Annotated in this window: 10 protein-coding genes; 7 read left to right on the forward strand and 3 right to left on the reverse strand. The window is 68.2% G+C overall.

Going from position 1 to position 12,084, the window contains the following annotated elements; translation table 11 throughout:
* Positions 1–12 precede the first annotated feature (12 nt).
* The 4 genes from prpC (at position 13) to prpD (ending at position 6,916) form a co-directional block, all read left to right on the forward strand.
* Positions 13–1,170 (forward strand): bifunctional 2-methylcitrate synthase/citrate synthase, encoded by a 1,158-nt coding sequence (gene prpC / locus PcP3B5_RS25120; RefSeq protein WP_009615987.1) that lies wholly within the window; start codon positions 13–15, stop codon positions 1,168–1,170.
* Between the two features lie 18 nt (positions 1,171–1,188).
* A complete protein-coding gene (gene acnD, locus PcP3B5_RS25125; protein ID WP_061562697.1) occupies positions 1,189–3,798 on the forward strand; it encodes a Fe/S-dependent 2-methylisocitrate dehydratase AcnD in 2,610 nt (869 codons plus the stop codon).
* Between the two features lie 119 nt (positions 3,799–3,917).
* Entirely contained in the window at positions 3,918–5,105 is a 1,188-nt protein-coding gene (prpF, locus tag PcP3B5_RS25130) for a 2-methylaconitate cis-trans isomerase PrpF (RefSeq protein ID WP_061562698.1), read from the forward strand.
* Positions 5,106–5,431: 326 nt separating this feature from the next.
* On the forward strand, positions 5,432–6,916 hold the full coding sequence (gene prpD / locus PcP3B5_RS25135) for a 2-methylcitrate dehydratase (protein ID WP_043273206.1): 1,485 nt from the start codon (positions 5,432–5,434) through the stop codon (positions 6,914–6,916).
* A gap of 241 nt (positions 6,917–7,157) precedes the next feature.
* On the opposite strand, the gene PcP3B5_RS25140 is transcribed toward prpD, so the two are convergent.
* From PcP3B5_RS25140 to PcP3B5_RS25150, 3 genes are read right to left on the reverse strand one after another with little or no spacing between them, the layout of a single operon-like run.
* A complete protein-coding gene (locus tag PcP3B5_RS25140; protein WP_043273207.1) occupies positions 7,158–7,748 on the reverse strand; it encodes an LON peptidase substrate-binding domain-containing protein in 591 nt (196 codons plus the stop codon).
* A 15-nt stretch (positions 7,749–7,763) separates the two neighbouring features.
* Complete coding sequence (locus tag PcP3B5_RS25145; RefSeq protein WP_061562699.1) at positions 7,764–8,477, reverse strand: LrgB family protein; 714 nt, start codon at positions 8,475–8,477, stop codon at positions 7,764–7,766.
* Positions 8,470–8,838 (reverse strand): CidA/LrgA family protein, encoded by a 369-nt coding sequence (locus PcP3B5_RS25150; protein WP_009615981.1) that lies wholly within the window; start codon positions 8,836–8,838, stop codon positions 8,470–8,472. Before PcP3B5_RS25150 ends, PcP3B5_RS25145 begins: the two co-directional genes overlap by 8 nt.
* A gap of 152 nt (positions 8,839–8,990) precedes the next feature.
* On the opposite strand from PcP3B5_RS25150, the gene PcP3B5_RS25155 reads away from it, so the two are divergent.
* The 3 genes from PcP3B5_RS25155 (at position 8,991) to PcP3B5_RS25165 (ending at position 11,734) form a co-directional block, all read left to right on the forward strand.
* The gene (locus tag PcP3B5_RS25155) at positions 8,991–9,446 is read left to right on the forward strand and encodes a MaoC family dehydratase (RefSeq protein WP_009615980.1); all 456 of its coding nucleotides are present in this window, start codon (positions 8,991–8,993) and stop codon (positions 9,444–9,446) included.
* Between the two features lie 89 nt (positions 9,447–9,535).
* Entirely contained in the window at positions 9,536–11,050 is a 1,515-nt protein-coding gene (locus tag PcP3B5_RS25160; protein WP_061562700.1) for a C13 family peptidase, read from the forward strand.
* 42 nt (positions 11,051–11,092) lie between these two features.
* Positions 11,093–11,734, forward strand: coding sequence for an oxidoreductase (locus PcP3B5_RS25165; RefSeq protein ID WP_009615978.1), 642 nt, complete (start codon positions 11,093–11,095; stop codon positions 11,732–11,734).
* The last annotated feature ends 350 nt before the right edge of the window (positions 11,735–12,084 follow it).

The raw sequence follows: 12,084 nt of genomic DNA on the forward strand, positions 1-12,084 counted from the left end.
GAGGAAACACCGATGAGCACGACTGAAACCACCACTGCCTTCAAGCCGAAGAAATCCGTGGCCCTCTCCGGCACCGCCGCCGGCAACACCGCCCTGTGCACCGTCGGCCGCACCGGCAACGACCTGCACTACCGCGGCTATGACGTGCTCGACTTCGCCAACCGCTGCGAATTCGAGGAAATCGCTCACCTGCTGGTCCACGGCAAGCTGCCCAACGTCGCCGAGCTGGCCGCCTACAAGGCCAAGCTGAAGGCCCTGCGCGGCCTGCCGGCGGGCGTCAAGGCCGCCCTGGAAACCCTGCCGCCGTCGGCCCACCCGATGGACGTGATGCGCACCGCGGTGTCCGTGCTCGGCTGCCTGTCGCCGGAGAAGGACGACCACAACCACCCCGGCGCCCGCGACATCGCCGACAAGCTGATGGCCTCCCTGGGCTCGGCGCTGCTGTACTGGTACCACTTCAGCCACAACGGCAAGCGCATCGACGTGGAAACCGACGACGACTCCATCGGCGGCCACTTCCTGCACCTGCTGCACGGCGAGAAGCCGCGCGAATCCTGGGTGCGCGCCATGCACACCTCGCTGAACCTGTACGCCGAGCACGAGTTCAACGCCTCCACCTTCACCTCCCGCGTCATCGCCGGCACCGGCTCGGACATGTACTCCTGCATCGCCGGCGCCATCGGCGCGCTGCGCGGCCCGAAACACGGCGGCGCCAACGAGGTGGCCTTCGAGATCCAGAAGCGCTACGACAACCCGGACGAAGCCGAGGCCGACATCCGCGCCCGCGTCGAGAAGAAGGAAGTGGTGATCGGCTTCGGCCACCCGGTCTACACCGTGTCCGACCCGCGCAACAAGGTGATCAAGGAAGTCGCCCGCCAGCTCTCCGAAGAGCAGGGCAACAGCAAGATGTACGACATCGCCGAGCGCCTGGAAAGCGTGATGTGGGAAATCAAGAAGATGTTCCCCAACCTCGACTGGTTCAGCGCCGTCAGCTACCACATGATGGGCGTGCCCACCGCCATGTTCACCCCGCTGTTCGTGATCGCCCGCACCGCCGGCTGGTCCGCCCACGTCATCGAGCAGCGCATCGACGGCAAGATCATCCGCCCGAGCGCCAACTACGTAGGTCCCGAAGACCTGAAGTTCGTGCCGCTCAAGGACCGCCCCTGAATAACGATGAATAACATCATGAACAGCCAATACCGTAAAAGCCTGCCCGGCACACAACTGGACTACTTCGACGCCCGTGCGGCCGTCGAAGAGATCCAGGCTGGTGCCTGGGACAAACTCCCGTACACCTCGCGCGTGCTGGCCGAGCAGCTGGTGCGCCGCTGCGAGCCGGAGCTGCTGACCGCTGCGCTGGAACAACTGATCTACCGCAAGCGCGACCTCGACTTCCCCTGGTACCCGGCGCGCGTGGTCTGCCACGACATCCTCGGGCAGACCGCGCTGGTCGACCTGGCCGGCCTGCGCGACGCCATCGCCGACCAGGGCGGCGACCCGTCCAAGGTCAACCCGGTGGTGCCGACGCAGCTGATCGTCGACCACTCCCTGGCCGTGGAAGCCCCGGGCTTCGACCCCGAGGCCTTCGAGAAGAACCGCGCCATCGAGGACCGCCGCAACGAGGACCGCTTCCACTTCATCGAGTGGACCAAGACCGCGTTCAAGAACGTCGACGTGATCCCCGCCGGCAACGGCATCATGCACCAGATCAACCTGGAGAAGATGAGCCCGGTGATCCAGGCGCGCGGCGGCGTGGCCTTCCCCGACACCTGCGTGGGCACCGACTCGCACACCCCGCACGTGGACGCCCTGGGCGTGATCGCCATCGGCGTCGGCGGCCTGGAAGCCGAGACCGTGATGCTCGGCCACCCGTCGATGATGCGCCTGCCCGACATCGTCGGCGTCGAGCTGACCGGCAAGCGCCAGCCCGGCATCACCGCCACCGACATCGTCCTGGCCCTGACCGAGTTCCTGCGCAAGGAGCGCGTGGTGGGCGCCTACGTCGAGTTCTTCGGCGAAGGCGCAGACAGCCTCTCCGTCGGCGACCGCGCGACCATCTCCAACATGTGCCCGGAATACGGCGCCACCGCCTCGATGTTCTACATCGACCAGCAGACCATCGACTACCTCAAGCTCACCGGCCGCGAGCCCGAGCAGGTGGCGCTGGTGGAGAACTACGCCAAGACCCTCGGCCTGTGGGGCGACGCCCTGAAGAGCGCCGAGTACGAGCGCGTGCTCAGCTTCGACCTGGGCAGCGTGGTGCGCAACATGGCCGGCCCGTCCAACCCGCACCGCCGCCTGCCGACCTCGGCGCTGGCCGAGCGCGGCATCGCCGACGAGGCCAAGCTGGAGTCCGGCCGCGACGAAGAAGCCCACGGCCTGATGCCTGATGGCGCGGTGATCATCGCCGCCATCACCAGCTGCACCAACACCTCCAACCCGCGCAACGTGGTGGCCGCCGGCCTGCTGGCGAAGAAGGCCAACGCGCTGGGCCTGGTGCGCAAGCCCTGGGTGAAGACCTCCTTCGCGCCGGGCTCGAAAGTCGCCAGGCTGTATCTGGAAGAAGCCGGCCTGCTGACCGAACTGGAAAAGCTCGGCTTCGGCATCGTCGCCTACGCCTGCACCACCTGCAACGGCATGTCCGGGGCGCTGGAGCCGAAGATCCAGCAGGAGATCATCGACCGCGACCTGTACGCCACCGCCGTGCTCTCGGGCAACCGCAACTTCGACGGGCGCATCCACCCCTACGCCAAGCAGGCCTTCCTCGCCTCGCCGCCGCTGGTGGTGGCCTACGCCATCGCCGGCACCGTGCGCTTCGACATCGAGCAGGACCCGCTGGGCACCGACAGTCAAGGCAACCCGATCACCCTGAAGGACCTGTGGCCGTCCGATGAAGAGATCGACGCCATTGTCGCGGCCAGTGTGAAGCCGGAGCAGTTCCGCCAGGTGTACATCCCGATGTTCGACCTGGGCAGCGTGAAGGAAGCCGACAGCCCGCTGTACGACTGGCGCCCGATGTCCACCTACATCCGCCGCCCGCCCTACTGGGAAGGCGCGCTGGCTGGCGAACGCACGCTCAAGGGCATGCGCCCGCTGGCGATCCTGCCGGACAACATCACCACCGACCACCTGTCGCCGTCCAACGCCATCCTCGCCAGCTCCGCGGCCGGCGAATACCTGGCGAAAATGGGCCTGCCGGAGGAGGACTTCAACTCCTACGCCACCCACCGCGGCGACCACCTCACCGCGCAGCGCGCCACCTTCGCCAACCCGCAGCTGGTCAACGAGATGGCCGTGGTCGATGGCGCGGTGAAGAAGGGTTCGCTGGCCCGTGTGGAGCCGGAAGGCAAGGTGATGCGCATGTGGGAAGCCATCGAAACCTACATGAACCGCAAGCAGAACCTGATCATCGTCGCCGGCGCCGACTACGGCCAGGGCTCGTCCCGCGACTGGGCGGCCAAGGGCGTGCGCCTGGCCGGCGTCGAGGTGATCGTGGCCGAGGGCTTCGAGCGCATCCACCGCACCAACCTGGTGGGCATGGGCGTGCTGCCGGTGGAGTTCAAGCCGGGCACCACGCGCCTGACCCTGGGCCTGGACGGCACCGAGACCTACGACATCGAAGGCGAACTGTCGCCGCGCTGCGACCTGACCCTGGTGGTCAACCGCCGCAACGGTGAAGTGGTTCGCGTGCCGGTGACCTGCCGCCTGGACACCGCCGCCGACGTCAGCGTGTACAAGGCCGGCGGCGTGCTGCAGCGCTTCGCCAAGGACTTCCTCAAGGGGGCAGTAGCCTAAGACCGCAGGTTCGAGAAAAGCGCTGGAGGCTGGAGGCTGAAAGCTGAACGAGAAGCCGCTCCCTCGTTCAGCCTCCAGCGCCTTTTTCGGTTTTTCATCCCCTCAGCCAGGACGAAATCATGGCTCAGCAACCCCAGATCAAGATTCCTGCCACCTACATCCGCGGCGGCACCAGCAAGGGCGTGTTCTTCCGCCTGCAGGACCTGCCCGAGCGCTGCCAGGTGCCGGGCGCGGCGCGCGACAAGCTGTTCATGCGCGTGATCGGCAGCCCCGATCCGTACAGCGCGCACATCGACGGCATGGGCGGCGCCACCTCCAGCACCAGCAAGTGCGTGATCCTGTCGAAAAGCAGCCAGCCCGGCCACGACGTCGACTACCTCTACGGGCAGATTTCCATCGACAAGGCCTTCGTCGACTGGAGCGGCAACTGCGGCAACCTCTCCACCGCCGCCGGCGCCTTCGCCATCCACGCCGGCCTGGTCGACCCCGAGCGCATCCCGGACAACGGCACCTGCGTGGTGCGCATCTGGCAGGCCAACATCAACAAGACCATCATCGCCCACGTGCCGGTGACCAACGGCCAGGTCCAGGAAACCGGCGACTTCGAACTGGACGGGGTGACCTTCCCCGCCGCCGAGATCGTGCTGGAGTTCCTCGACCCGTCCGACGACGGCGAGGAAGGCGGCTCCATGTTCCCCACCGGCAACCTGGTGGACGACCTGGAAGTGCCCGGCGTCGGCACCTTCAAGGCGACCATGATCAGCGCCGGCATCCCCACGGTGTTCGTCAACGCCGCGGACATCGGCTACCAGGGCACCGAGTTGCGCGAAGACATCAACTCCGACCCCGAGCAACTGGCGCGCTTCGAAAAGATCCGCATCGCCGGCGCCCTGCGCATGGGCCTGATCAAGACTCCCGAAGAAGCGGCCACCCGCCAGCACACGCCGAAGATCGCCTTCGTCTCGCCGCCCAAGGACTACCGCACCTCCAGCGGCAAGCAGGTGCAGGCCGGCGACGTCGACCTGCTGGTGCGCGCGCTGTCCATGGGCAAGCTGCACCACGCCATGATGGGCACCGCCGCCGTGGCCATCGGCACCGCCGCGGCCGTGCCGGGCACCCTGGTCAACCTCGCGGCCGGTGGCGGCGAACGCAGCGCCGTGCGCTTCGGCCACCCCTCCGGCACCCTGCGCGTGGGCGCCGAGGCCAGGCAGGTGGACGGCGAATGGACCGTGACCAAGGCCATCATGAGCCGCAGCGCGCGCATCCTCATGGAAGGCTGGGTGCGGGTGCCAGGCGACGCCTTCTGAGCGCCGCCGCGTAGGAGCGGATTCCGTCCGCGATGGCCCTGGCCGGCGCAATCGCGGATGAATCCTACGGTTCCAGGAAGCACGGCTTTTCGTAGGATGGCGTTGAGCGAAGCGATACCCATCAGCGCAACCGCATGGGTTTCGCAAGCTCAACCCATCCTACGAAGAGCACCTCGGCGCAAGACAGTTCCTACGTTGCAGGCGAGCACCTCGGCAGCTGCTCGCCGTAGGATGGGTCGAGCGAAGCGATACCCATCGCCATCGTTCGCGAAAGCTTTGCGCCCCCAGCGTCTAGACTCTCCCGGATTACCGCGCAGGAGCACGCCATGAGCACCAACGCCGATCCGAACACCCGCCCCGACTACGACGGCGTCCTGCAGCAGATCGCCGACTACGTCCTGACCTACCGCGTCGACTCCGCCGAGGCCCGCGACACCGCGCGCCTGTGCCTGATGGACAGCCTGGCCTGCGCCCTGCTGGCCCTGCGCTTCCCCGAATGCACCAAGCTACTCGGCCCGCAGGTGGAAGGCACCGTGGTGCCCCACGGCTCGCGGGTGCCGGGCACGCGCTTCTGCCTCGATCCGGTCAAGGCCGCCTGGGACATTGGCGCGCTGGTGCGCTGGCTGGACTACAACGACACCTGGCTGGCCGCCGAATGGGGCCACCCGTCGGATAACCTCGGCGCCATCCTCGGCCTCGCCGACCACCTGGCGCAACGCGCCCAGGCCAACGGCGAGCCGCCGCTGAGCATGGGCGACGTGCTGGAATCCATGGTCCTGGCCCACGAGATCCAGGGCGTGTTCGCCCTGGAGAACGCCTTCAACCGCGTCGGCCTGGACCACGTGTTCCTGGTCAAGCTCGCCTCCACGGCCGTGAGCGCACGGCTGCTCGGCGCCGACCGCGAGCAGTTGCTCTCCGCCCTCTCCCACGCCTGCGTCGACGGCCAGGCGCTGCGCACCTACCGCCACGCGCCCAACGCCGGCTCGCGCAAGTCCTGGGCCGCCGGCGACGCCAGCAGCCGCGGCCTGCGCCTGGCGGACATCGCCCGGCGCGGCGAGATGGGCATCCCCGGCGTGCTGAGCGCGCCGCAATGGGGCTTCTACGACGTATTGTTCAGCCACACCAACAAGGACCTGGCGCTCAAGCCCGACGACCAGCGCCGCTTCCGCCTGCCGCAGCCCTTCGCCAGCTACGTGATGGAGAACGTGCTGTTCAAGATCAGCTTCCCCGCCGAGTTCCACGCGCAGACCGCCGTGGAAGCCGCGGTGCAGCTGCACCCGCTGGTGCGCAACCGCATCAGCGAGATCACCCGCATCGTCATCGACACCCAGGAATCGGCGATCCGCATCATCTCCAAGACCGGCCCCCTGGCCAACGCCGCCGACCGCGACCACTGCATCCAGTACATGGTCGCCGTGCCGCTGATCTACGGCACCCTGGAAGCCGAGCACTACGAAGACGCCTTCCACGCCGCGCACCCGCTGATCGACCGCCTGCGCGACAAGATGGAAGTGGTGGAGGACCCGCGCTACAGCCGCGAATACCTGGAGCCGGGCAAGCGCAGCATCGCCAACGCCGTGCAGGTGTTCTTCAGCGACGGCAGCAGCACGCCGAAGATCGAGGTGGAATACCCGGTGGGCCATCGCCGCCGCCGCGCCGAGGGCATCCCGCTGCTGGAGGCGAAGTTCCGCAACGCCCTGGCCACCCGCTTCGCCCCGCAGCGCTGCGCGCAGATAACCGCGCTGTGCGACGACCCCGCGCAGCTGGAAGCCACGCCGGTGCACCGCTTCATGGATTTGCTGGTGATCTGAAGCGCTTTTGCAGGATGGGTTGAGCCCTGGCGAAACCCATGCGGTCATGGCGATGGGTATCGCTGCGCTACGCCATTCCCTTGTAGGAGCGCGCCCTGCGCGCGAATCGCGGGCAGGGCCCGCTCCTACAGGTTGCCGTGAGGCATGGCATTCTCTCCCCGTAGGAGCGGACCTTGTCCGCGATAGCCGGAACCAACGGCGCGATTCGCGGATGAGATCCGCTACAGGGCGGCCACAACGCTCAGGCCAACAGATCCCCCTGCAACTGCTCCAGCAGCACCTGGATGCGCGCCAGGCGCACCGTGGGGTCGTCCATCTCCAGCAGCACCTGCTTCTGCTCCGGCTCGAAGGGCAGCAGGTAGGCCAGTTGGCAGGCCAGCTCCTGCTGGCCGTGGACCTCGCCGCCCATCTCCAGGGTGGCGACCATCGGGTGCAGCGACAGCGCGCCGAGCAGCGCCGCCAGGTCGTCGTGTTCCTCGGTCAGCGGCTGGTCGGGCTGTTCCTCCAGCCAGGCCACGTCGGCTTCCAGCAGTTGGTCCGGCTGCACCTGCGTATCCAGTACGCGGAAACGCCGGCCGCCCTCGACGCGGATGCCCAGCAGGCCGTTGGGCAACTGCTGCCAGTCGCGGATCAGCGCCTCGCAGCCGACCTGGCTGAACGCCTGCGGCGCCTCGCCCACTTCGCGGCCTTCGACGATGGACACCACGCCGAAGCCGCCGCCCTGCTTCATGCAGCGGCCGATCATGTCCAGGTAGCGCGCCTCGAAGATCTGCAGGTCCAGGCGGCAACCGGGGAACAGCACGGTGTTGAGGGGGAAGAGCGGCAACTTCATGTGAATCTTCCTGCTTCAGGCGATCAACGCTACCGCCAACGGTAGCAGCACTGCGGTGGCCACGCCCATCAGGCTCATCGCCAGGGCGGCGAAGGCGCCGCATTCCTCGCCCTCCTGCAGGGCTCGGGAGGTGCCCACGGCGTGGGCGGTCATGCCCAGCGCCATGCCCTGGGCAGCCGGGTGGCGCACGCCGATGCGGCGCAGCAGCTCCGGGCCGAGGATGGCGCCGAGCACCCCGGTGATCAGCACGAACACCGCCGCCAGCGCCGCCACGCCGCCGATCTGGCTGGCCACCAGCATGGCGATGGGCGAGGTCACCGACTTCGGCGCCAGGCTCATCAGCAGCTCGCCGCGCAGGCCGAACAGCCAACCCAGGCCGATGCCGGCCACGGTGGCCAGCACGCCGGCCACCAGCAGGGTGACCAGGGTCGGCCAGAACAGCTGGCGGATGCGCTTGAGGTTGAGGAACAGCGGCACCGCCAGAGCCACGGTGGCCGGGCCGAGCAGCACGGTCAGCACGCTGACCCCGGCGCTGTAGGCCTGGTAATCGATACCGGTGCCCAGCAGCACCAGGATCACCATGGCCATGGACACCAGCACCGGCTGCAGGAACACCCAGCGCGTGCGCTCGTACGCCGCCAGGGCCAGCTGGTAGGTCGCCAGGGTGATGCCGATGCAGAACAGCGGGTGATGGGTGACCGCCTGCCAGGCGCCGTGCCAGTCAAGCATCGCGGGCCTCCTTGCGGCCGCGCTGGCGGTCGATCAGCTTCTGCATCAGCCAGCCGGCGAACAGGAAGGAGCCCAGCAGCGACAGCGCCAGGGCCCCGGCCAGCGGCCAGAAGTCCGCCAGCAGCTGGCGGCCGTAGACCATCACCCCCACCGCCGGCGGCACCAGCAGCAGCGGCAGGTAGCGCAGCAGCGAGGAGGCCGCGAGCGTGATCGGCTCGCCCACTTCCCCGCGCGCCAGCAGGAACGCCAGCAGCAGCACCAGCCCAATGATGGGGCCGGGGATCATCGGCAGGATGAGAACATTCAGACCGGTGCCCAGCAGTTGGAACAGCACCAGCCAGGTCAGGCCGCGGAGCAGCATGGCAACCTCCTGTGAAAAAGCCCGACATTATGCCCAAGTACGCCCGGCCTATGGCATGGCATTCGCTTCAAGCATAGGTGCGCAGCCGTCATCGACCTGTGCCATGCTGCATCGCACGCAAAAAACAACAACACGCGTTCGCGGAGGAAAACATGCCGTTCGTTCCCGTCAGCACCCTCAAGGACTACATTGGCAAGGACCTGGGCCATTCCGAATGGCTCACCATCGACCAGAACCGCATCAACCAGTTCGCCGAGTGCACCGAGGACCACCAGTTCATCCACGTAGACCCGGAGAAGGCGAAGAAGACCCCGTTCGGCGGCACCATCGCCCACGGTTTCCTCTCCCTGTCGCTGATTCCCAAGCTCTGCGAAGGCCTGCTGGTGCTTCCGGAGAACCCGAAGATGGTGGTCAACTACGGCCTCGACAGCGTGCGCTTCATCCAGCCGGTGCCGGTGGATTCGCGGGTGCGCCTGCAGGTGACCATCCTCGACGTCAGCGAGAAGAACCCCGGCCAGTGGCTGATCAAGGCGCGCTGCACCCTGGAGATCGAGGGCCTGCCCAAGCCGGCCTACATCGCCGAATCGCTGAGCCTGGCCTTCGTCTGACGCCGGCGCCCGGCCCCCTGCAAAAAAGCCCGCGCCCGCGGGCTTTTTTGCGTCACACTGGTGCAAAACCGCCGTGACCGACCTGCCGCATGCGCCTGCACCTTCCCCTCCTCGCCCTGATCCTGGCCCTGGCGGCCTGCGACGAGGGCCCCGCCCAGCCCTCGGCCGACCTGGTGCTGCCCGACGGCGCGCGCTACCACGGCGCCCTCGTCGATGGCCGCCTGCATGGCGAGGGGCGCCTGGAGCACGGCAACGGCGCCTGGTACCGGGGCCGCTTCGCCAAGGGCCTGTTCGACGGCCCGGGCGAATGGCACGGCGCCGACGGCAGCCACTACCAGGGCGGCTTCCGCGCCGGCCTCTACCACGGCCAGGGCCAATTGGACGACGGCCAGGGCAACGAATACGCCGGCACCTTCGAGAACGGCCAGCTACGCGGCAAGGGCAGCTTCAGCGACGCCGACGGCGACCGCTACGAGGGCGGCTTCGAGAACACCGAATTCAGCGGCCAGGGGCGCTTCGTCAACGCCGACGGCGACGTGTGGAGCGGCCAGTTCAGCCAGGGCGCGCTGAACGGCCAGGGCAAGTACGAAGGCCGCGACGGCAGCCGCTACGAAGGCGGCTTCAAGGACTGGCGCTTCGCCGGCGAAGGCGTGCTGACCCAGGCCGACGGCCAGGTCTACCGTGGCCAGTTCGCCGACGGCAAGTTCGCCGGCAAGGGCAGCCTGCGCGGCGCCGACGGGCGCCTGCAGGCCGGCACCTGGAGCAACGGCCTGCTGCGCCGCGACGAACAGGGCCGGCGCCTGCCCAACCCGGTGGAGGTCGGCCTGCTGGAACAGGGCCGCCTGCTCGACCGCGCCCTGGCCGCGCTGCCGCCTTCCACGCCGCAGGTGGAGCTGTACGCCCTGAGCGTGGGCGGCGACGGCAAGCAGAGCGTGTTCCTGCGCGAGGCCGACTACGTCGCCCGCCTGCTCGGCCAGCGCTTCGGCGCGCGCGGCGTGGTCACCCTGGTGAACAACCGCAACCATGCCGACGACCGCCCCATGGCCACCCGCGAGAGCCTGGCGCGGGCGATCCGCGCCCTGGCGCGCAGCAGCGGCCCGGAAGACCTGGTGTTCATCTACCTGACCAGCCACGGCAGCCACGACCACCAGCTGATCCTCGACATGCCCGGCATCCGCCTGGACAACCTGCCCGCCGCCGACCTGGCCGAACTCCTCGCGCCGCTGAAGGAGCGCTACAAGGTGCTGGTGATCTCGGCCTGCTACAGCGGCGGCTTCATCGAACCTCTGAAGGACGACAGGACTCTGATCATGACCGCGGCGCGCAGCGACCGGGTGTCCTTCGGCTGTTCCGAGGAAGCCGACTTCACCTACTTCGGCCAGGCCCTGTTCGCCAACGCCCTGAACGCCACCGACGACCTGCAGCAGGCCTTCCAGCTGGCCAGCAGCGAGGTCGCCCGGCGCGAGGCGGCGGACGGCTTCGACGCTTCCGAGCCGCAGCTGTGGGCGCCAGCGGCCGTGCTGCAGCGCTGGAACACCTTGCGTGCGGGCCAGGCCAGCCGGGCCCTGAGCGCCGATGCGGGGCACGTGCAGGAAAAACGATAGCCCGGCAACTACGCTTGTAACTGTGTCAGCGGAGAAACCAGGATGTATTCAACACCGACGCATGTCATTCTCGCCGGCGCCACCGGCCTCACCGGCGAACACCTGCTCGACCGCATGCTCAGCGAGCCGACGGTCAAGCGCGTGCTGGCGCCTACGCGCCGGCCACTGGCCGCCCACCCGCGCCTGGAGAACCCCATCGGCCCGCTGGCCGAACTCATCCCCAACCTGGCCGGGCCGGTGGACACGGTATTCTGCTGCCTGGGCACCACGCTCAAGGAGGCCGGCTCGGAGGCGGCCTTCAAGGCGGTGGACTACGACCTGCCGCTGGCCCTGGGCGAGCACGCGCTCAAGCTCGGCGCGCGGCACTACGTGGTGGTCAGCGCGCTGGGCGCGGACAGCAAGTCCTCGCTGTTCTACAACCGCGTCAAGGGCGAGCTGGAAGAGGCCCTGCAGAAACAGGGCTGGGCGCAACTGACCATCGCCCGCCCGTCCCTGCTGCTGGGCCAGCGCGAGGAAATCCGCCTGGCCGAACTGCTCGCCGCGCCCTTCGCCCGCATCCTCCCCGGCAAGTTGCACGGCATCGAAGCCTGCGCCCTGGCCCGCGCCCTCTGGCGCCTGGCCCTGGAGACGGGCAAGGGTGTGCGGTTCGTGGAGTCGGATGAGCTGCGCAGGCTGGGGAAATAGTCCCGACAGCGCCAAGGCGCTCTTCGTAGGATGGGTTGAGCCTTGGCGAAACCCATGCGGCCGTGGCGATGGGTATCGCTTCGCTCAACACCATCCTACGACGGTGTTTCCTGTTGCGCCCTGCGCGCGATTTCGCGGGCAGGGCCCGCTCCTACAGTTCGGCATGAGGCATGGCATTCCCCTGTAGCGGACCTTGTCCGCGATAGCCGGGGGTTCCGGCGCAGTTCGCGGATGAGATCCGCTCCTACGCGACGCCCACCTGTAGGAACGCGCCCTGCGCGCGATTTCGCGGGCAGGGCCCGCTCCTACAGTTCGGCATGAGGCATGGCATTTCCCCTGTAGGAGCGGAC

This window comes from Pseudomonas citronellolis (genome assembly GCF_001586155.1).
GTDB classification, from domain to species: domain Bacteria; phylum Pseudomonadota; class Gammaproteobacteria; order Pseudomonadales; family Pseudomonadaceae; genus Pseudomonas; species Pseudomonas citronellolis.

What these genes read in the sequence shown, in the direction of transcription:
- prpC (WP_009615987.1), top strand. Translation starts at nt 13, where the DNA reads ATGAGCACGACTGAAACCACCACTGCCTTCAAGCCGAAGAAATCCGTG.
- acnD (WP_061562697.1), top strand. Translation starts at nt 1,189, where the DNA reads ATGAACAGCCAATACCGTAAAAGCCTGCCCGGCACACAACTGGACTAC.
- prpF (WP_061562698.1), top strand. Translation starts at nt 3,918, where the DNA reads ATGGCTCAGCAACCCCAGATCAAGATTCCTGCCACCTACATCCGCGGC.
- prpD (WP_043273206.1), top strand. Translation starts at nt 5,432, where the DNA reads ATGAGCACCAACGCCGATCCGAACACCCGCCCCGACTACGACGGCGTC.
- PcP3B5_RS25140 (WP_043273207.1), bottom strand. Translation starts at nt 7,748, where the DNA reads ATGAAGTTGCCGCTCTTCCCCCTCAACACCGTGCTGTTCCCCGGTTGC.
- PcP3B5_RS25145 (WP_061562699.1), bottom strand. Translation starts at nt 8,477, where the DNA reads ATGCTTGACTGGCACGGCGCCTGGCAGGCGGTCACCCATCACCCGCTG.
- PcP3B5_RS25150 (WP_009615981.1), bottom strand. Translation starts at nt 8,838, where the DNA reads ATGCTGCTCCGCGGCCTGACCTGGCTGGTGCTGTTCCAACTGCTGGGC.
- PcP3B5_RS25155 (WP_009615980.1), top strand. Translation starts at nt 8,991, where the DNA reads ATGCCGTTCGTTCCCGTCAGCACCCTCAAGGACTACATTGGCAAGGAC.
- PcP3B5_RS25160 (WP_061562700.1), top strand. Translation starts at nt 9,536, where the DNA reads ATGCGCCTGCACCTTCCCCTCCTCGCCCTGATCCTGGCCCTGGCGGCC.
- PcP3B5_RS25165 (WP_009615978.1), top strand. Translation starts at nt 11,093, where the DNA reads ATGTATTCAACACCGACGCATGTCATTCTCGCCGGCGCCACCGGCCTC.